The organism is Bacillus sp. FSL M8-0049, assembly GCF_038593355.1.
Classification (GTDB): domain Bacteria; phylum Bacillota; class Bacilli; order Bacillales; family Bacillaceae; genus Bacillus; species Bacillus safensis.
The window spans coordinates 47698-67037 of sequence record NZ_CP151986.1 but is presented as its reverse complement, the minus strand read 5'-3'; the positions used below and the strand labels follow the sequence as shown (position 1 = coordinate 67037).

Sequence of the window (19340 nt, the reverse complement as noted above, 5' to 3'; positions counted from 1 at the left end):
ATCAAAATGATATAGAGTTATTAGACCTAATGTTCCATTTGACGGGCTAAGAAGCCAGCTGCTGTCTCTGCCGCTTTATGCTCCACTTCTCCCATTGAACGCTCTTTAGAAAATAAGACGACAGCGCCAATCGGATCTCCGTTTGCAACAATAGGTGCAATGGTATAAGAAGATACGTCATCATCAATACCATCGACAAGTTGAATTTCTTTTTTGCTTTCTTCTAACACAGAATTACGCTGATCCATTGTTCGTTCAAGTAAATCACTGATGGATTTGTTTAAGTACTCTTTTTTCGAACTGCCGGATACAGCAATATACGTATCTCGATCACAGATCAGGATGGAATGACCCAAACTGTCGAATAATGCATCAGCATATTCCTTCGCAAAGTCTCCTAGCTCACTAATCGGCGAATACTTCTTCAAAATCACTTCTCCATCGCGGTCGACGAAAATCTCAAGCGGATCTCCTTCCCGAATGCGCAATGTTCTGCGAATCTCCTTCGGAATAACCACTCTACCTAGATCATCGATGCGGCGTACAATTCCAGTTGCTTTCATTCACTGCTGCCTCTCTTTCGTTTGATGATGTGTTGGGTGAATGGAACAAAAGCGTCCACTTTATGCAACATTCACCACTTGACCCTGAGTTTAGTATCCGTCACATCAAACGTAATATACACGAGAGACAAACAAAATTTTATGAAGATGGAATGGTTTCTTTTTTCACATCTTGAAGGCCTCGAAGCATGTTAAGAACAACCTCAAGCCATTCCTCTGTCTTCTTGCCTTTCGTTTGGACAGAAATAATCAGCTTGCTGCCTTCCATTCCCAATCCGATTTCACGTCCATATTTACTGCCGAGCTCAAATAATTTTTGGCCGTCGATTTCACCGCTTGCTTTCTCATCAAGGGTCATTCTGACAATGCCTTTCTCCATCTTGATCAGCTCGACACGTTCCTGGACAGCGTACACCTTCATTGTCGCAATCGTAAACAAGTCAGCCACTTCTTGCGGATATTCACCAAATCGGTCGATCATTTCATCCTGAAGCTCTTTTCTCTCTTCAATCGATCCAATTGCTCTGAACTGTTTATACATTTCAATCTTTTGCTTGCCATCCGAAATATAAGTGTCTGGGATGTAAGCATCAATTTGCAGATTAATTTCTGGCTCGAATTTATCTTGAGCCGTTGTATCGCCTCTTCTTTCCTCAATGGCTTCTTTCAGCATTTGAGAATAGAGATCGAATCCAACCGAATCAATGAAGCCATGCTGCTGAGCACCAAGTAAGTTCCCTGCTCCTCGAATCGTTAAATCACGCATCGCAATTTTAAACCCAGATCCGAGCTCTGTGAATTCTTTAATGGCTTGAAGTCTTTTCTCCGCAACTTCAGAAAGAACTTTATCTTTTCGATACGTGAAATAAGCATAAGCGACACGGTTCGAACGCCCGACTCGTCCTCTTAGCTGGTACAGCTGAGAGAGCCCCATTTTATCGGCATCGTGGACGATGAGCGTGTTCACATTTGGAATATCGACTCCCGTTTCAATGATGGTGGTACTGACCAATACATCTGATTCACCTTCAAGGAAATTGATCATCACTGATTCCAGCTCGTTCTCACTCATTTTCCCGTGTGCATAACTGACTTTTGCGTCTGGGACCAGCATGGAGATTTCGTCTGCTTTTCGTTCAATATCCTCAACACGGTTATAAAGGAAGTACACTTGACCGCCGCGTGCTAATTCTCGCTCAATCGCTTCTCTGACTAGAGCGCCATTGTACTCGACCACATAGGTTTGAACAGGGAATCGATTTTCAGGCGGTGTTTCAATCACTGATAAATCCCGCACGCCTAGCATGGACATATGAAGCGTACGCGGAATTGGCGTAGCCGTTAATGTCAGTACGTCGATATTGGCTTTCATCTGTTTAATTTTCTCTTTATGCGTCACACCAAAACGCTGTTCCTCATCAATGATCAACAGTCCTAAATCCTTGTAGACGATGTCTTTTGAAAGAAGACGGTGTGTGCCGATAACCATATCGATCGTTCCGTTTTTCAGCCCCTTTAACGTTTCAGTTGTTTCTTTTCTTGTACGGAAACGGCTCAGCTGCGCAATTTTGACAGGGTAGTCTTGGAATCGGTCCATGATTGTGTCAAAATGCTGCTGCGCTAAGATGGTTGTCGGAACTAGCAGGGCTACCTGCTTCCCGTCAGCAATCGCTTTGAAGGCCGCACGAATAGCCACCTCCGTTTTTCCGTAACCCACATCTCCACAAAGCAGACGGTCCATTGGACGTTCCCGCTCCATATCCTGTTTAATTTCGTGAATTGAACGGATTTGATCATCTGTTTCCTGGTAAGGGAACGCGGATTCAAACTGGCGCTGCATCTCATGATCAGGCGAGAAAGCATATCCTTTGCTTGCCTCGCGTTCTGCGTACAGTTTAATCAGATCATCTGCGATGTCCTGTACAGATGTTTCCACTTTTTTCTTCACACGTTTCCAATCGCTGCCGCCTAGTTTGTACAGCTTTGGTTCTTTACCTTCTGATCCTACATATTTCTGCACCTGATCAATTTGTTCAACCGGTACATAAAGCTTATCGCTTCCTTGATAATGAATATTTAAATAATCTTTATGAATGCCGCCGATTTCAAGCGTTTCAATTCCTAAATATTTACCGATCCCGTGGTTAATGTGCACCACATAATCGCCGACTTGAAGCTCTGAATAGCTCTTGATTCGCTCTGCATTGGTCAGCTTTTGCTTACGTGCCTGCTTTTTCACACGTTTCTTGAAGAGTTCACCTTCTGTGATTACAGCAATTTTTGATAACGGCAATTCAAAGCCCGTTTGCAGCTCACCTTGTAAAATATACACCTGTCCGCTCACAAGCTCAGCGTCCGGTTTAGCAAGAGCGGCTTCAATGTCATAATCATGCAGAACAGACGACAGCTTTTCTGTCCGCTCTTCATCAGCACCTAAGAAGACAACCGTGTATTGCTGTTTTTTATAGCGTTCAATTTCACTCGCCAGCACATTCATCTGCCCGTGGAAATTCTGCATTTGCTTACTAGATACATTGACGATATTTTGCGGATTTGTCTGCTGGACATGTCTCAGGAACAAAGAGTAGTACAGAATGGATCTCGATTGCTGATTGATCAGTTCTTGGAACGGGAAAGATAGAGATAAATCATGAAGAATATTGCCTTCTTCAAGCAGACTAATTGTCCAATCGGCTTCTTCCTGTTCAAGCTGTTCTTCCATCTCCTGAATTCTGCTGATTTCATCTAAAATAATAATCGTATCCTGCGATGTGTAATCTAGCAAACTAGCAGGCTTTTCATAGAAATAGGACAGGTACTTCGTCATTTCCTGTGTCACGATGCCTTCAAGCAGCTTCTCGCGATCAGCAGAAATATTTTGATGAAGCAGTTCTTTTTGCTGATCTGAGTTGAATTTCTTTAAGCTCTTCGCCAGCCCTTGATCAAGCTGTTCAATGGCTCTCACTCGTTCAGGACCTCTCACAATTAACTCTTTTGCAGGACCTATTTTGATTTCTTGAAGGGTTTCTAATGAACGCTGTGTATCCGAATGAAACGTTCGAATCGAGTCTACTTCTGTATCAAACAGTTCAATACGGATTGGATGATCTTCCGTTAATGCATAGATGTCGATAATTCCTCCGCGCACACTAAAATCTCCGGGCGCTGCAACCATCGACGTCCGGTCATAACCAATTTGTACGAGCTGTTTTGAAAACGCCTCCAAATCAATTTCTTCACCGATCTTTAAATGGATCTGACTCTCCTTCCAGAGCTCAACTGGCGGAAGCATCCTGCGAACCGCAGCAGCGGGAGTGACGATAATGGGGTTTTCTCCATTCGCAAGTCGATTCAAGACATCCAAACGCTGCGCTCTCAGCTCAGGACTAGCCACTGCAATTTCTGAAGCGATGAGTTCATTGACAGGATAGAGAAGAACCGAGCGATCCGGCATCACACTTGCTAGATCATCTGTTACCTTCTGCGCCTGATATAAATTGTGAGTCACAATAAACATTGGCCGCTTCAGTTCGTCTGATATCGCGGCTGTAAATAAAGATCTGACGGAGCCTGATAGTCCGGCAAGCAGCTGTTCTTTTAACCCTTCCTTTAGTCCATTAAAAATAGACTGAAAATCATCACTTTGTTTGATAAATGATTGTATGTTTTTCATTTGGCTCCTCCTCCCTGTTTGTTTAAAACAGAAAAACGCTTTGGTCTAATATCTACACCAAAGCTTTTTTATTGAATAAAAGTATGATACTGATGGTAATCAGGATTTCTTTCAAGCGCCTCTTGGCAATCCTCACAAATGGTTTGTACATGTAAATCACCATTTTCCCTATAAGAAATCATATCGTTTCTTTCCTCATTTGTTAAGTGATGAAATCCAAGTGCTTCACTTTGGACAGCAGATTCATCTAGACTGCCAACCTTTACACCACAGTGGCGGCAGTAATAATGCAAAGCCATACGTGATCCTCCCATGCTGAGATTTTATGATCAGTATGTGCTTCGCTTATCATTCTTATACCTTCTTGTTAAAATCATTCATCACTTCTAAAAACGGCTTTTTTAAAGCCGCTTCACAAGCCTCGACAGACGATTGAATGGCTGATGCGATGTCAGGCTGTTCTTCTTCTGAGAAACGTCCTAGTACGTAATCAACGACCTTCATGCCGTTTTGAGGACGTCCAATGCCGATACGGAACCGGTCAAATTCAGGTGAACCTAAATGCTGAATTAATGATTTGATTCCATTATGCCCGCCTGCACTTCCTTTTGTACGTAAGCGAATCCGGCCAGTTGGCAAATCAAGATCATCATAGATCACTTTCAAATGTTCAAGGGGAATATCGTAATAGTCCATTAGCGGACGCACACATTCTCCTGATAAGTTCATATATGTAAGCGGCTTTACAAGTAGAACCTTTTGCCCCGAAACAAACCCAGTTCCAAATTGTCCATGGAATTTTGATTGATTTAAAGGAATGTCCCATTTTTTTGATAATTCATCTATTGTCATAAACCCGACATTATGTCTTGTTTTTTCATATTCTTTTCCTGGATTGCCTAATCCAACGAATGCAATCATGAAACCAATAACCTCCTTTGTCACACAGCACACGCCTAAAAAATGAGCCAATCAGATTGCCTCATGTAAAAACGTATGAATTCTTTTCATTCTAGCACAAAAGACGCAACCGCGGGAGGGTTACGTCTCTAAATGACCAGTTATTCTCCATCGTCATCCTTTTCTTTAATGGCCTCAGGCTCTTGCGGCTCTTCTTCGCTATCTGGCTCAGGAACCTCTGATTGCTGAGGCGGCAGAATGGAGGCAACGACTTCTTCTGGATCGTTATTGATTTGATAAGATGACTGAACAGGCAGATCAGCAACTGTTAAGACATCATTGACTTCTAAGTTTGTAATATCAGCTTCAATATTCTGCGGAATATCTTTTGGTTTCGCTGTAACAGATAGTTCAAATAGTGGCTGCTGAAGCACACCGCCATCTTTTACCCCTTTAGACTCGCCAATCAGCTGTATTGGTACATCTGCCTCAATTTCACGCTGTAAGTCAACGACTTGGAAATCAGCATGAACAAGTTCGTTTTTCAGCGGATCTGTTTGTAATTCTGTCACCATCACAGATTTCGTTTCACCACCCACATCTAAGGTGATGATTGTATTCTTCCCTTCATCACGTAAGGTTTTTAATAAATCGATGCTGTCTAATGAAACAGCCAGATTGTCTGTATTTTTTCCGTATATGACACCAGGAACGTGTCCTGAATGACGGATTTTTTGCAGTGTGGAACGTTTGAAATCAGTTCTTTTATTTGCTTTTAAAGTTGCCATATTCAGCACCATCCTATTTCTTTTTTGTCACTACTCTCATAATTACCCATAACCGAATCATTTTAAACCTATTTGCCGTGAATGATGATAGCAAAAAGACCCTAAGCTTGATGCCTAGGGCCTTTTTTAATCAGATAATCAGCTAAAAAGGTAGCTCACAGATTCTTCTTCATGTACACGGATGATGGCTTCTGCAAGCAAAGGCCCAACTGAAAGCGGAATGAATTTTCCAACTTTCTTGTCATCAGTTAATTGAATACTGTTTGTTACAACTAATTCTTTAATTTTAGAGTTTGTGATGCGTTCTACTGCTGGTCCAGACAAGACTGGGTGCGTACAGCAAGCATATACTTCAGCTGCTCCATTTTCGACTAGCGCATTTGCAGCAAGTGTAATAGTACCAGCTGTATCAATGATATCATCGATTAGAATGGCCGTTTTGCCTTCAATGTTACCAATAATGTTCATGACTTCAGCAACGTTTGGCTTTGGACGGCGTTTGTCGATAATTGCGATTGGCGCTTTCAGGCGGTCTGCCATTTTACGCGCACGTGTCACACCACCGTGGTCAGGAGACACAACAACGATATCATTCAAATTCTTCTGTTCGAAATAGTTTGTTAAGATTGGCACAGCCATTAAGTTATCGATTGGAATATCGAAGAAACCTTGGATTTGCGGCGCATGAAGATCAAGCGCAATCACACGTGTAGCACCTGCTGTTTCAAGCAAGTTTGCAAAAAGCTTCGCAGTGATTGGCTCACGAGGTTTTGCTTTACGATCTTGACGTGCATATCCGTAATAAGGGATCACAATATTGACAGTTTTCGCAGAAGCGCGTTTTAGCGCATCCACCATAATGAGCAGTTCCATAATATGCTCATTGACTGGCGCACTTGTTGATTGAATAACATAACAATCACAGCCGCGGATACTTTCTTCAATATTGATTTGGACTTCACCGTCACTAAAGCGTTTAACAGAGCTCTTTCCTACATCAACTCCGATACGATCGGCAATTTCTTTGGCAAGTTCAGGGTTTGAATTCAAAGAGAATATCTTTAAATTCGCATCAGCATAACGATTAGACATGGTAAACCTCCGGGTATTTGGATTATTTTTTATGAATATTTTTCACATAATCTTCTTTATTGACTTGTCTTGCTCTAGCAATAGACAATGCATCCTGCGGTACATCTTCTGTAACCGTTGAACCGGCTGCAACATATGCCCCTTTTCCGACAGTGACTGGTGCAACGAGATTTGAATTACAGCCAATAAATGCGCCGTCTTCAATCTTCGTTAAGAATTTGTTTTTCCCATCATAGTTGACTGTAATGGAACCACAGCCAAGATTTACATCAGTTCCGACCTCTGCGTCTCCAATGTAGCTTAGATGAGATGCTTTGCTACGGTCTCCGAAAACTGTTTTCTTGATTTCGACAAAATTCCCAATTTTTACTTCATCGCCAATTTTCGACAACGGGCGAATATGAGCAAACGGTCCAATTGTCACATCAACTCCAACCTCACTATCGCAGACGACAGATTGCTTAATAACTGTTCGATCTCCGATGATGCTGTCAACAATTTCAGTGTTTGGCCCAATAGTGGCGTCTGCACCGATTTTTACATTCCCTTTGATGACCGTCCCAGGATAAATAACTGTATCTTCACCGATGACAGCATCTGGCGAAATATACGTGTTCTCAGGATCAATCAAGGTCACACCATTCTTCATATGCTGATGATTAATACGTCGCTTCATGAATTGCTCTGCTTGTGATAGAGCGATACGGTCATTAACTCCAAGTGTTTCTTCAAAATGCGGTGTTTGATAAGCTGCAACTGTTTGCCCTTCATTTTTTAGAATTTCAATAACGTCTGGCAAATAGTATTCACCCTGAGCATTTTCATTCGACACTTGCTCAATCACACGGAAGAGATCTTCATTTGAAAAGCAATAAGTCCCTGTATTAATTTCATTCACTTGACGCTCTGCATCGTTCGCATCTTTATGCTCCACAATTTTCACGACAGCACCTGTTTCGTCACGAATAATACGGCCATAGCCTGTTGGATCATCCGCATGTGCTGTTAAAATAGTGACTTTTGCTTGATGTTTTTGATGCTCGCTTAACATGGCTTCCATTGTTTCCGCTGTCAATAATGGCGTATCACCACAAATGACAATGGTTGTTCCCTTTTCCTGCGCGAGAAACGACTTTGCTTGTTTAACGGCATGGGCTGTTCCCAGCTGTTCTTCTTGAAGTGCATACTCACTTCTGTCTCCAAGCTGCTCTTTCACGTCCTCTGCACCATGACCGACAATCGTCACTAGCTTGGCTAAAGAAAGCTTTAACGCTTCATCTGCCACATGCTCGACCATTGGCTTTCCGCAAACTGGATGAAGTACTTTATATAGCTTTGACTTCATTCTCGTTCCTTTTCCCGCTGCTAAAATCACTGCGAACCGCTTATCCATTGATTGGCCTCCAATATCCCTATTATCCATAGAAAAATATATCCTAAATAAAGACTGATTTCAAGGATACATAAGGAAGTACAATAATTTTCTAACAGATGAAAGACTTAAGAAACAAGAGAAAGAACGCAAAAAAGACAGCATTTAAAAGAAAACATTCATTTTCTCTTAAAGCTGTCTTTTTAGGTTCACGTATGATTAAGAAGCTCCAGCTTCTTCATATTCAATTGTTTCTTCCTCTTCGCCTAAGCGATGATATTCATTTAATACAGCATCTTGGATTTTACCCCGAGTGCTTGAATTAATTGGATGTGCAATGTCGCGAAACTCTCCATCGGGCGTGCGTTTGCTAGGCATTGCAACAAACAACCCATTATTTCCATCAATCACACGAATATCATGAACAACAAATTCGTGGTCCAGCGTGATGGATGCAATCGCCCTCATGCGACCATCGGTATTCACGCGGCGTAATCTTACGTCAGTAACTTCCACAGTAGTTCACCACCTTTTCCCAATATAAAAGCATTACTTAGGTATTCAACGATCGTGGTGATTCTCCTGCTCTTTTTTTAAACTTTTTTTGAAATATCGGGATATTTATACATTATTTGTCATATTCGTGACGACGCTTACATTCTCAGCATAAAAAAAGACATCATGATGATGTCTTTCCCTGCATATGATGAAACCAAACGGCTTTCATTGAGAGTGCCTGTTTATTTCACTAATGCAACTACTTCTATTTCTACAAGCGCATCCTTTGGAAGTCTTGCCACTTCCACACATGAACGAGCTGGCTTATGTGTATGGAAATACTCACCGTACACTTCATTCACTTCAGCGAATTGTTCCATATCTTTGATGAAAACAGTTGCTTTCACGACTGTTTCAAAGGAAGCACCTGCTGCTTCAAGTACAGCCTCAAGATTACGGAATACTTGATGTGTTTGTTCTTTAATATCTCCATTGACAAAATCTCCAGCTGGGGTTAATGGAATTTGCCCTGAGCTGTAAAACATGTTATTGACAATAATTCCTTGAGAGTAAGGTCCAATGGCTGCTGGTGCATGTTTGGTTTGAACAACTTTTGTCATATCAATCTCTCCCATTCAAATACATGTTTAATCAAAGCTTACGCTTTCGGATGAAAAAACTCGTGGAAATTGCCTTCATTGATCTCAATGATTTTTTGCTTCATATCAATGGTTGAAAGCTTTAACAATGAGACATATTCATCGACAAGACGTTCATCTACGCCTTCATCTTCTAAAAGAACACCGATCCCTGCAACATTTGCATTAAATTCCTCAAGCAAATTCATCATGCCGTTAATGGTTCCGCCCGCTTTCATAAAGTCATCAATGATCAGCACATTGGAGCCTTTATCTAAGCTGCGCTTTGCAAGGGACATGGTTTGAATTCGGTTAGACGAACCTGACGCATAATTAATACTGACTGTTGATCCTTCGGTTACCTTATTATCTTTTCTAACGATCACAACAGGCACATTTAAATAACCCGCAACAGAATAGGCAATTGGAATACCCTTTGTCGCAACGGTCATGACGACATCAATCGCACGGTCCGCAAAGATGGTCGCAAACAGCTTACCGATTTTCGCAAGAATCGATGGATTACCTAAAACATCGGTTAAATATAAATAACCGCCAGGAAGTACACGTTCAGGAGTTGATAATGCCTCTCCGATATCGTTTACTACGTCATCTGCTTCTTTTAGGTGAATTTTAGGAATATATTTCACTCCGCCAGCAGCGCCAGGTACAGTAAGCAATGTGCCTATTCCCTGCTGTTCGAAGGTCTGTTTGATAATCGTTAAGTCTTCACTAATGGAGGACTTTGCAGATTGATAACGTTCTGCAAAAAAAGTTAAAGGTACTAGTACGTGCGGGTGGGCTAACAAATAATTTGTTAAGTCCACCAATCTGCCGCTTCGACGAAACTTCATGAACTTACCCCCAGAACCCGAATAATTTATGAATAATATAACTTAATATACGGATTTAATCAAGGGCATTTTGTTCGCCGATCATGCGGACAGCGTATACTTGATCACAAAATCCTCTCAGTCCGTTATATATTCTTTGTACCTTCGATTCATATTGAATCAAGCCAAATACAGTTGGGCCGCTCCCACTCATTAATACAGCATCAGCACCGAAACGCTTCATCTGTCTTTTGATCATATCTACTTCCGGATACATCTTTAATGTCACAGACTCCAGAACGTTACCGAGTGAGCCGCACATCTCTTTATAATCTTTCGCTTCAATGGCTTCAATCATACGCTGTACATTTGGGTGTTCTACTTTGCTTGCGTCATATTGTCTATAAACTTCAGCTGTAGATACCCCAATCACCGGCTTCGCTAAAATCACCCAGCAATGCGGCGGTGTCGCGATATGCTTCAGTTTTTCTCCACGTCCTGTCGCTAGTGCTGTGCCTCCGTGTACACAAAAAGACACATCTGAGCCGATCTCCGCTCCAAGCTCAGCTAGTTCATCTAACGTGAGATTCAACTTCCACAAACGGTTTAAACCGCGAAGCGCTGCTGCAGCATCACTGCTGCCTCCAGCTAAACCTGCTGCAACAGGTATTGTTTTTGTGATGACAATCGATACTCCTTTTTGAATACCGAACCTTGTTTTGAGTAATTTAGCCGCCTGATAAGCCAAGTTACGCTGATCATCTGGCACAAATCGATTATGAGATGATACACGGATTTCGTCTTTGTCCAGCTCCGTCAGCTCAAGTCGATCTGCAAGGTCTATTGTTGTCATCACCATCTCTACTTCGTGATATCCATCCGGTCTTTTTCCATGAACATCAAGTGAGAGATTAATTTTTGCCGGTGCTTTTTCTAAAATACGCAAACATTTCACCTACTTCTCCATCTAAACATAAGTATCAATATTGTATCACATTTGATGGATCTGATGAATATTGGCTTTTACGCCCAGCACACTGACTTTTTCAGCAAAAAAAGCCAGAGACACCTGAGGTATCCCTGACCATTTTTCTATCGTTGATTCTCATCCTGAGCCATGTGCTGCTGAGCTAATTCGATGGCACGTTTGACCATATTACCTGCGTCACGCGCACGAATTTCTCCCCAGCCTCCATTTTTGACGGTATCATAAAATCCAAGATCCTTCGCCAGCTCGTATTTGAACTCATCTGACATAATGCCTCGGCGTCTACCCAAACGAAACAGCCCCTTTAGTCGAGAATTCGAATCAGTGCCACTGCTTTTGTGGCTTTCTTATTTTGTATCGAATCCTTTCTTTTACCCCTTTCAAAAAATGGACAGACTCCCATTCAGAAAAAAAGGCAAAACAAAAAGCAGTAAACAAGAAGTTCACTGCCCATTAATAGGCGACTGAGCTAGCGGTATCATCGAACGTTAATTCGACCGTCTCAGTCAGTATATCTGCATAACTGTAAGAAACTCTTTCAAACGAATTCTCATCTTGATCTAATTGAATCACAAATACAGAAGGGTACGTTTCAGCTAAAATGCCCGAACGCTCAATTGTTTTACGGCGGCCTCCGTTAGCCTTTAACGTCAAACGTTTACCTAAGTTACCATCAAGCGATCTTTTGATGTCGGACAAAGTCTTCGCCATTGCATCCACCTCACTGAGATAATTATACAACAACGGCCCATTTTTGTCAAATAAAAATTAAATTATATCAACCAACACGAGCCATTGTCAACAAAATAATTTTGACAAACTTCTACCTTTTCTCCTCCCTATTTTTCTCAAATTCCGGTGAATTATGTATCCGTTTGAAATTTCTTTTTACACATAAAAAAAACCAGACTGAAATCAGTCGGGTTATGTCGATTCATGGTCTTTTTTATATGGCATACCTACCCTTAAAACACCCTTCGTCTCGATGCCTCCGAGACCTTTTTCTCTTGTTAATGTATTACGAAGCACATCCCACACATTGATTCGATCTACAAATGGAGTGAAGCTGATCTTCGCAACGATATAGACGGGATCGAGCGCATGGATGTTCACACGTGAAGGTGAGCTTGCAAAATTGGCACCTGCTTGGATCAATGATTCGAAATGAGATTGACAGGCGCCTGCAAAGATCACAAGCTGATCTAAATGAGGAATTTTCTTTCTTGCTTTTTGAACCGTCTCAACGAAATGACGAGAATGGCGATAGGCACCGATATCATTTACGCCGCCCTTTTGCTTGGAATACGCATCATGCCCTGTAATGACCAAAATATCAGGCCGATATTGATCAAGTAACGAATCGATCACGCTTGGCATTTTCTTCTCATGACAATGCACTCCGTACACAGGTACACCAATTCGTTCATATACATCTAAGCATTTCTTTAAGTATGAAGCATCTCCATCTAAATGAAGGACCTTTCCAGGCATGTGAAAATACTGCTCCTGATGCTGATATTGTCCAGAAGTATAATACTCTTGTTTTTCACGCAGCAGCTGATAATCCTGTCTTAGTAAGTCGAGCGATTCGTTAATTTTCCGTTCGTCGTCCTTTTCCCTTGTCAGCTGCTCCTCTTTTTGAATCAAGACGAGATCCGACATCTTAGCATCAGCAATCAGCCTCACTTCATTCCCATGCAATATGGCAGTGGCTTCGTGCTGATCTGTCTCATCAATTCGAATGATTCGAAACATAATATCCATTTGATAGGATGCCCTCGTCACCATATCTCCTATTTGAAATTGCATGCTGTTCACTCCACAATCAGGCTCATATCCTGTTGGTATCGTCTTTCATATATGCTGTTCTTTCTAGCCTATGCCCGAACAGTTGAAGTGGTGAAAAACAAAAGAAAAAAGCCCTTACGATAGGGCTTTTTGTAAAACATTCGACAAACGGGCAAATTCCTCAATGGATAATGATTCTCCGCGTCGCTTTCCATCAATATCTGCTGTTTGAAGTGCTTCTTCGATGATGGCTTTATGTTTTTTTCCATCAGGGAGATTGTTCATCAAATTATTCATCAATGTTTTCCGGCGCTGGCCAAAGCTTGCTCGGATTAATTGAAAGAAAAACGCATCATTTTCTACTGAGACAGCAGGCGTTTCACGAACAGTCAGCTTAATCACAGCCGAATCAACATTGGGCTGAGGAACAAAAACCGTTTTAGGCACAACCATCACCGTTTTTGCTTCGGTATAAAATTGAACTGCGATAGACAGTGAATTATATTCCTTTGATGAAGGGGCAGCTGCCATACGATCTGCTACTTCTTTTTGCAGCATGACCACAATCCCTTTCAATGGAAGGTTTTCTTCAAGCAATTTCATAATAATCGGTGTTGTCACGTAATATGGAAGGTTGGCTACGACCATCACTTCTTTACAGTCAGCAAAATTTTCCTCGATGACCTTTCTCACATCGGCTTTTAATACATCTTGATGAATGATCGTGACATTATCATATGAAGAAAGCGTATCGTTTAAAATAGGCAATAAACGCTGATCGATTTCAAAAGCGGTGACTTTCTTTGCACGTTTAGCGAGCTGCTCTGTCAATGCGCCGATACCAGGTCCAATTTCAATGACGCCGGTCTCATCTGTAACCTCCGCGTGATCGACAATGCGATCTAAAATATTTGTATCAATTAAGAAGTTCTGCCCCAAGCTCTTTTTAAAAGAGAAACCGTACTTCTTCAGTATTTCCTTCGTTCTGACGGGTGTCGCAATATCTTTATTCATCGGCTTCCTCCTGCATGACGGTCTTTAAGGCCGCAATAAAATCATGTTTGGTTATTTGGAACATGTGAAGGCGCTTTTGCAGCTGCTTCGCATTGGTATATCCTATATTTAAAAGCACTCCTAGTCGTTCGCGGCGGCGTTTCGATGCTTCGCCTCCGATAAGGCCTGCGTCAAATAAGTCATCTAAAGTAATGTCACTTTCCGTTACTTCCATTTCTTCATGGACATGGGCAAGACATTCCCGAATACTGTCCAAGGAAGCATGCTCGACACCAATTCCTTTATCCCGCTTCGCCTTCGCAAGATGTTTTGGCAAAAAAGCGTGCTTACAGCCAGGAACTGCCTCTGCGATGGTTTTACGGATCTTCTCACCAGGAAAATCAGGATCTGTTAAAATAATGACCCCTCTCGTCTCCTGAGCAAGACGCACTTGTTGAATGACTGTATCGCCAATGGCAGATCCGTTTGTTTCAATCGTATCTGCATCCACTGCCATCTTCACTCTGGCAGTGTCATCACGACCCTCCACCACAATGATTTCTTTGATTTTCATGTATTCCTCCGCTTGCAAAAACAATCTACATTTTTTGGTTAAAAAAACGAAACCTTTCATGCTGCTTTTGCGTCTAATTAATTAGAAAACAGTGCTTCTATTATAACCAAAAAAACAGAGGGTGCGCAAAGCCCTCTGTTCATATAAATGATTTGATGTGTTTATTTGAGTACTCTAATTTTTACTCGTTTATTTCCCCATTGATAAGCTGCCGACTTACTTGGGACGAACACATCAATTTTATTCCCTTTTATAGCAGATCCAGTGTCTGATGCAACGGCATATCCATAGCCTTCCACATACACTTTTGAGCCCAGCGGAATGACACTCGGATCAACTGCTATAACCTTTGCACCTGGATTTGCTTTTAAATTAAAGCCTGTAGACGTTCTGCCCGTACATCCAGCACAGCTCGCTGTATAGGCTGTTGATGCCACATAAAATTCTTTTCCTGACGATTCATTGCTTCGTGAAACCGCAGGGGACGCTGTAGGTTCCTTTTTGGCCACTTGTGTACCAATAGCCACTAATCGGTCCTTACTATCTTTTTCGGTCACTTCTTTAATCAATTCTTTAGACACCACTTTGCCGTTTTCTTTCACAATGGCATAGTGCTTCTTCAATTTACCTTCTTCACCTTTTTTAAGTACCTTCTCTTTCCCTTTTTCAAGAGAATGATCCTTTTTATGTTTGGTATCAAAAGCAATTTTCTCTTCCACTACATCGGTGACTTTTTCCACCCGAGTGATCTTTATATCTGCGCTCTTTTTAGAAAGGTTACTATGTAACGCAGGCTTGATCTTATCGTGCTTCTTGAGCTTCAGCTCTTGTTGCTTTAAAAAGTCAGCGACCGTAGTCGAAGTGGTCCACACTTTTTTATCTTTTCCTCCATCATTTAAGCTGACCTGGAAGGCCTGCTGAACCACAAGATTCATATCCTTTTTTACCTTGTCATTCTTTCCTGGAGTTACTTGATCGTGCTTCCCTATATCTATCTTCTCATTCTTCAATAATGCTCCAACCGTCTGATCTGTAGTCCATATCGTTTTCTCTTTCCCATCTAGGGTCAGATGAACCGGTATAGCCGCATCATACACAATGTTCATATTGTCTTGAATCTTTGTATTTAGACTTGGAGAGATATGATCCTCCGCCTTGGTCCTTATGCCAAGGTCTGAAAGCAGCTGAGCTACTGTCTCTTCATGTGTACGAATTGTCTTCTCTTTACCATTGATTGAAATGGTAATAGACTGCTTAGTGAGCTCATGCGCACCGTAAGCCGTTCCAGTTCCAGCTAAAAGCAAGCAAACAACTAGTAATAAAACCTTGCCTTTTCCTAGCTTCACAGAAAACAGATTTTTCATTTTTTGTACGATGAAAAACGCCTCCTTCTCCTCGGAGAGATTATATAGAGTATCTCAAAACCTGTCAACCCTTCCACCCACTGTACAAAAATGCTCGATTGTAAACCTATTATGGGAGATTTATGGAAGGAAGGGAAGAAAGACTTATCGACAACTTATCCTATGAGGAGGCGCAAACGTGTAGAACTTTTTCGTTATGTTTCACAATTGGACAAGCTTAAACAAGGATTGACATCATATACTGTCAGTTTATACGGAAAACTTTTTTTGCATTTTTTGTTGTCAATTCAGCAAGCTCTTCAAAGCTGATTTCTCTCAGCTCCGCAATCTGTTCTGCGATATATTTGACATAACTTGGCTCATTACGTTTCCCTCTAAATGGCACTGGCGTTAAGTATGGGCAGTCTGTTTCAATCAAAAGCTTGTCACTTGGTATCTCCTTTACAACTTCCTTTGGCTTTTTGGCATTTTTAAATGTCACGGGTCCACCGAATGAAATATAAAAGTTCATTTCCATACACGCTTTTGCAGTTTCCAGACTGCCAGTAAAGCAGTGCATAATACCTCCAACCTCAGCTGCTCCCTCTTCCTTTAAAATCGTCACGACATCTTCCGTTGCGTCACGATTATGAATAACGATTGGAAGATTCACTTCCTTCGCAAGAGCAATTTGGCGTCTAAATACTTCCTTTTGCACATCTTTTGGCGACTTGTCCCAATAGTAATCCAGACCCATTTCTCCAATCGCAACCACTTTTTCGTGTTGAGATAAATCTTTGATCCAAGCCAAATCCTCATCTGTCATATCTATAGCATCGACTGGATGCCAGCCGATAGCTGCATATATGAAATCATACTCTTCAATTAACTCCATCGCCCTCGTAATGGTTGGGCGGTCAAACCCTACCACCACGATTTTCTCAACTTTTTCGCTTTTCGCTCTTTCAATCACCTGCTCTAAGTCTTCATTGTATTGTTCTGCATTTAAGTGGGCATGTGTATCAAATAACATGGTTGATTGCTCCTTTCGACAATTCTCCTAAAAACAAAAGGTGTTCGACGAAATGTTACACGTGGAACACCTTTGTTAATTTATAAAATTTTTGTTCCATTTGCTAGAGATTGATCTACTTCAAGAACCTGCAATTTCCCGCCAGTTTCTCCAGTTAAAATCATTCCCTGGGAAATTTCCCCTCGGAGTTTAACTGGTGTAAGATTCGCTACGCAAACAAGCTTCTTCCCTACTAATTCCTCTGGTTGATAGTGCTTGGCAATCCCAGAGACTATTTGTCTTTTTTCAAATCCAAAATCAAGCTGAAGCTTTAAGAGACGATCCGCTTTTTTCACTGGGGCTGCTTCCAATACCTGTGCAACTCGAAGATCAACTTTTGAGAAATCATCAAATGCAATTTCTGCTCCCAGCTCAGGTAATTCCGTTTCTTCGATTTCCACTTTTTCTTCTTCTACCTTAGGTGCACTTCCCTGCATTTTTTCTTTAATGTAGGCTACTTCTTCTTCAACCTCTAAACGCGGGAACAAAGGCTCTCCTTTTTGTACCGTCGCTTGTTGAATCGCACCAAATGATAGGATACTATCCCAGCTTTTGAGCTTCTCTTCTTCAATCCCAAGCTGGAAGAAGATTTTCTCAGGTGTTTTCGTTAGGAACGGCGTTAAGAGTACTGCAGTGATTCGAAGTGATTCTGCTAAATGATACATAACAGAATGCAGTTCTTTTCGTTTTGTTTCATCCTTTGCCAGCACCCATGGAGCTGTTTGATCAATATATTTATTGGTTCTGCTGATTAATGTCCAAACATTTGAAAGAGCCACAGAGAATTCAAGATTTTCCATCGCTTCTTCATAGGCTTTGACTGTTTGCTCAGCTACTGCTTTCAGCTCCTCATCAAACTCATTAACAGGACCCTTATAGCTGCTTAAAGTGCCGTCAAAATATTTTTGCACCATCGCAACTGTACGATTAAGCAAGTTACCTAAATCATTGGCAAGGTCATAGTTTACACGTTCCACGAATCCTTCTGGTGTAAACACACCATCCGCACCAAATGGTACTTCGCGAAGCAGATAATAACGAAGGGCATCGAGGCCATAGCGATCAATTAATGTGACCGGATCTACCACATTCCCTTTTGATTTAGACATTTTGCCATCTTTCATGAGTAGCCAGCCGTGTGCGAAAATTTGTTTCGGCAGAGGCAGATCTAATGCCATCAGCATAATCGGCCAATAAATCGTATGGAAGCGTACAATTTCTTTTCCTACGAGATGAACGTTGGCAGGCCAATATTTTTTATATTTTTCATCTTGATCTGTTCCATAGCCAATCGCAGTTAAATAGTTGAATAACGCATCAATCCATACATAAATGACGTGTTTTGGATTGTTAGGAACTTTAATTCCCCAATCAAAGGTTGTTCTTGATACTGCTAGATCCTCTAAACCTGGTTTAATGAAGTTATTAATCATTTCATTCTTTCTTGATTCAGGCTGAATAAACGATGGATTTTTTTCGTAATAATCGAGCAAACGATCCGCATACTTACTCATGCGGAAGAAATATGATTCTTCTTTAATTAATTCAACAGGGTGGCCGCTGTCAGGGCTTTTCCCGCCAATGACTTCCCCTTTCTCATTACGCTCAACATCAACAAGCTGTGTTTCTGTATAGAATGTCTCATCAGGAATACTGTACCAGCCCTCATATTGATCTAAATAAATATCACCTTGATCAAGCAATTTTTGAAAGACTTGCTCAATGATTTTCGTATGTCTTTTTTCCGTTGTACGGATGAAGTCATCATTAGAAATGTCGAGTTTCTTCCATAATGATTGAATGTCTTTAACGACTGGATCTAAATACTCGATCGGTGTGATATTTTGTTCTTCAGCTTTTTGCTGAATTTTTTGTCCGTGCTCATCTGTACCCGTTAAATACATCACATCATAGCCTTGAAGACGTTTATAACGAGCCATAGCATCTCCTGCTACTGTCGTATAAGCATGTCCAATATGTAATTTTCCGCTCGGATAGTAAATAGGTGTTGTCAGATAAAACGTTTTTTTCTTTTCTGGCATGTCGGAACCTCCTGCGTATGTGTAAATGTCAAAAACTCCCGCCCAATGGACGAGAGCGGTTATCATCATTACATGAAAATGTGTCAGATCAATTCATTCAATTTTGCACTTGTGCTTTCTCTATGATACCATCTTAGCCTTTAAGATCAAGCATATATACATAGAACAAGATGAAATGATCGA

The 19340-nt window shown here is 41.3% G+C and carries 19 protein-coding genes; all 19 read right to left on the bottom strand.

Going from position 1 to position 19340, the window contains the following annotated elements; all coding sequences use genetic code 11:
- Window positions 1-26: 26 nt before the first annotated feature.
- Window positions 27-563: a stage V sporulation protein T gene (gene spoVT / locus NSU13_RS00350; RefSeq protein WP_034284159.1), complete on the bottom strand. Its 537-nt coding sequence runs from the start codon at window positions 561-563 to the stop codon at window positions 27-29.
- 139 nt (window positions 564-702) lie between these two features.
- Window positions 703-4236, bottom strand: a complete 3534-nt coding sequence (gene mfd, locus NSU13_RS00345) for a transcription-repair coupling factor (protein ID WP_342489742.1) — start codon at window positions 4234-4236, stop codon at window positions 703-705.
- Between the two features lie 68 nt (window positions 4237-4304).
- A complete protein-coding gene (locus NSU13_RS00340; protein WP_003217967.1) occupies window positions 4305-4535 on the bottom strand; it encodes an anti-sigma-F factor Fin family protein in 231 nt (76 codons plus the stop codon).
- 55 nt (window positions 4536-4590) lie between these two features.
- The gene (gene pth, locus NSU13_RS00335) at window positions 4591-5157 is read right to left on the bottom strand and encodes an aminoacyl-tRNA hydrolase (protein WP_024425643.1); all 567 of its coding nucleotides are present in this window, start codon (window positions 5155-5157) and stop codon (window positions 4591-4593) included.
- A gap of 140 nt (window positions 5158-5297) precedes the next feature.
- Entirely contained in the window at window positions 5298-5924 is a 627-nt protein-coding gene (locus NSU13_RS00330; RefSeq protein ID WP_034284155.1) for a 50S ribosomal protein L25/general stress protein Ctc, read from the bottom strand.
- Window positions 5925-6062: 138 nt separating this feature from the next.
- Window positions 6063-7016, bottom strand: coding sequence for a ribose-phosphate diphosphokinase (locus NSU13_RS00325; RefSeq protein ID WP_024425641.1), 954 nt, complete (start codon window positions 7014-7016; stop codon window positions 6063-6065).
- A 22-nt stretch (window positions 7017-7038) separates the two neighbouring features.
- Window positions 7039-8409 (bottom strand): bifunctional UDP-N-acetylglucosamine diphosphorylase/glucosamine-1-phosphate N-acetyltransferase GlmU, encoded by a 1371-nt coding sequence (gene glmU / locus NSU13_RS00320; RefSeq protein WP_024425640.1) that lies wholly within the window; start codon window positions 8407-8409, stop codon window positions 7039-7041.
- A 198-nt stretch (window positions 8410-8607) separates the two neighbouring features.
- On the bottom strand, window positions 8608-8904 hold the full coding sequence (gene spoVG / locus NSU13_RS00315) for a septation regulator SpoVG (RefSeq protein WP_008357439.1): 297 nt from the start codon (window positions 8902-8904) through the stop codon (window positions 8608-8610).
- Between the two features lie 224 nt (window positions 8905-9128).
- Window positions 9129-9506: a 2-iminobutanoate/2-iminopropanoate deaminase gene (ridA, locus tag NSU13_RS00310; RefSeq protein ID WP_024425639.1), complete on the bottom strand. Its 378-nt coding sequence runs from the start codon at window positions 9504-9506 to the stop codon at window positions 9129-9131.
- A 38-nt stretch (window positions 9507-9544) separates the two neighbouring features.
- On the bottom strand, window positions 9545-10378 hold the full coding sequence (gene purR / locus NSU13_RS00305; RefSeq protein WP_024427197.1) for a pur operon repressor: 834 nt from the start codon (window positions 10376-10378) through the stop codon (window positions 9545-9547).
- A 55-nt stretch (window positions 10379-10433) separates the two neighbouring features.
- Window positions 10434-11303, bottom strand: a complete 870-nt coding sequence (ispE, locus tag NSU13_RS00300) for a 4-(cytidine 5'-diphospho)-2-C-methyl-D-erythritol kinase (protein WP_061109541.1) — start codon at window positions 11301-11303, stop codon at window positions 10434-10436.
- A gap of 146 nt (window positions 11304-11449) precedes the next feature.
- The gene (locus NSU13_RS00295) at window positions 11450-11635 is read right to left on the bottom strand and encodes a small, acid-soluble spore protein, alpha/beta type (protein WP_012008653.1); all 186 of its coding nucleotides are present in this window, start codon (window positions 11633-11635) and stop codon (window positions 11450-11452) included.
- A 163-nt stretch (window positions 11636-11798) separates the two neighbouring features.
- A complete protein-coding gene (locus tag NSU13_RS00290) occupies window positions 11799-12056 on the bottom strand; it encodes a Veg family protein (protein WP_003217979.1) in 258 nt (85 codons plus the stop codon).
- Window positions 12057-12269: 213 nt separating this feature from the next.
- A complete protein-coding gene (yabG, locus tag NSU13_RS00285) occupies window positions 12270-13154 on the bottom strand; it encodes a sporulation peptidase YabG (protein ID WP_024427198.1) in 885 nt (294 codons plus the stop codon).
- A gap of 114 nt (window positions 13155-13268) precedes the next feature.
- Window positions 13269-14147: a 16S rRNA (adenine(1518)-N(6)/adenine(1519)-N(6))-dimethyltransferase RsmA gene (gene rsmA / locus NSU13_RS00280; protein WP_342489741.1), complete on the bottom strand. Its 879-nt coding sequence runs from the start codon at window positions 14145-14147 to the stop codon at window positions 13269-13271.
- On the bottom strand, window positions 14140-14700 hold the full coding sequence (gene rnmV, locus NSU13_RS00275; RefSeq protein WP_024427200.1) for a ribonuclease M5: 561 nt from the start codon (window positions 14698-14700) through the stop codon (window positions 14140-14142). Before rnmV ends, rsmA begins: the two co-directional genes overlap by 8 nt.
- A 161-nt stretch (window positions 14701-14861) precedes the next feature.
- Window positions 14862-16064 carry a ubiquitin-like domain-containing protein gene (locus NSU13_RS00270; RefSeq protein ID WP_342489740.1) on the bottom strand — a complete coding sequence of 401 codons (1203 nt, stop codon included), beginning with the start codon at window positions 16062-16064 and terminating at the stop codon, window positions 14862-14864.
- Window positions 16065-16308: 244 nt separating this feature from the next.
- Window positions 16309-17076 carry a TatD family hydrolase gene (locus NSU13_RS00265; RefSeq protein ID WP_034624441.1) on the bottom strand — a complete coding sequence of 256 codons (768 nt, stop codon included), beginning with the start codon at window positions 17074-17076 and terminating at the stop codon, window positions 16309-16311.
- An 80-nt stretch (window positions 17077-17156) separates the two neighbouring features.
- Window positions 17157-19157, bottom strand: a complete 2001-nt coding sequence (gene metG / locus NSU13_RS00260; RefSeq protein ID WP_342489739.1) for a methionine--tRNA ligase — start codon at window positions 19155-19157, stop codon at window positions 17157-17159.
- Window positions 19158-19340: the final 183 nt, after the last annotated feature.

What these genes read in the sequence shown, in the direction of transcription:
- NSU13_RS00330 (WP_034284155.1), bottom strand. Translation starts at nt 5,924, where the DNA reads ATGGCAACTTTAAAAGCAAATAAAAGAACTGATTTCAAACGTTCCACA.
- purR (WP_024427197.1), bottom strand. Translation starts at nt 10,378, where the DNA reads ATGAAGTTTCGTCGAAGCGGCAGATTGGTGGACTTAACAAATTATTTG.
- NSU13_RS00265 (WP_034624441.1), bottom strand. Translation starts at nt 17,076, where the DNA reads ATGTTATTTGATACACATGCCCACTTAAATGCAGAACAATACAATGAA.
- rsmA (WP_342489741.1), bottom strand. Translation starts at nt 14,147, where the DNA reads ATGAATAAAGATATTGCGACACCCGTCAGAACGAAGGAAATACTGAAG.
- metG (WP_342489739.1), bottom strand. Translation starts at nt 19,157, where the DNA reads ATGCCAGAAAAGAAAAAAACGTTTTATCTGACAACACCTATTTACTAT.
- NSU13_RS00325 (WP_024425641.1), bottom strand. Translation starts at nt 7,016, where the DNA reads ATGTCTAATCGTTATGCTGATGCGAATTTAAAGATATTCTCTTTGAAT.
- mfd (WP_342489742.1), bottom strand. Translation starts at nt 4,236, where the DNA reads ATGAAAAACATACAATCATTTATCAAACAAAGTGATGATTTTCAGTCT.
- rnmV (WP_024427200.1), bottom strand. Translation starts at nt 14,700, where the DNA reads ATGAAAATCAAAGAAATCATTGTGGTGGAGGGTCGTGATGACACTGCC.
- NSU13_RS00340 (WP_003217967.1), bottom strand. Translation starts at nt 4,535, where the DNA reads ATGGCTTTGCATTATTACTGCCGCCACTGTGGTGTAAAGGTTGGCAGT.
- glmU (WP_024425640.1), bottom strand. Translation starts at nt 8,409, where the DNA reads ATGGATAAGCGGTTCGCAGTGATTTTAGCAGCGGGAAAAGGAACGAGA.
- pth (WP_024425643.1), bottom strand. Translation starts at nt 5,157, where the DNA reads ATGATTGCATTCGTTGGATTAGGCAATCCAGGAAAAGAATATGAAAAA.
- spoVT (WP_034284159.1), bottom strand. Translation starts at nt 563, where the DNA reads ATGAAAGCAACTGGAATTGTACGCCGCATCGATGATCTAGGTAGAGTG.
- ridA (WP_024425639.1), bottom strand. Translation starts at nt 9,506, where the DNA reads ATGACAAAAGTTGTTCAAACCAAACATGCACCAGCAGCCATTGGACCT.
- yabG (WP_024427198.1), bottom strand. Translation starts at nt 13,154, where the DNA reads ATGCAATTTCAAATAGGAGATATGGTGACGAGGGCATCCTATCAAATG.
- NSU13_RS00270 (WP_342489740.1), bottom strand. Translation starts at nt 16,064, where the DNA reads ATGAAAAATCTGTTTTCTGTGAAGCTAGGAAAAGGCAAGGTTTTATTA.
- NSU13_RS00290 (WP_003217979.1), bottom strand. Translation starts at nt 12,056, where the DNA reads ATGGCGAAGACTTTGTCCGACATCAAAAGATCGCTTGATGGTAACTTA.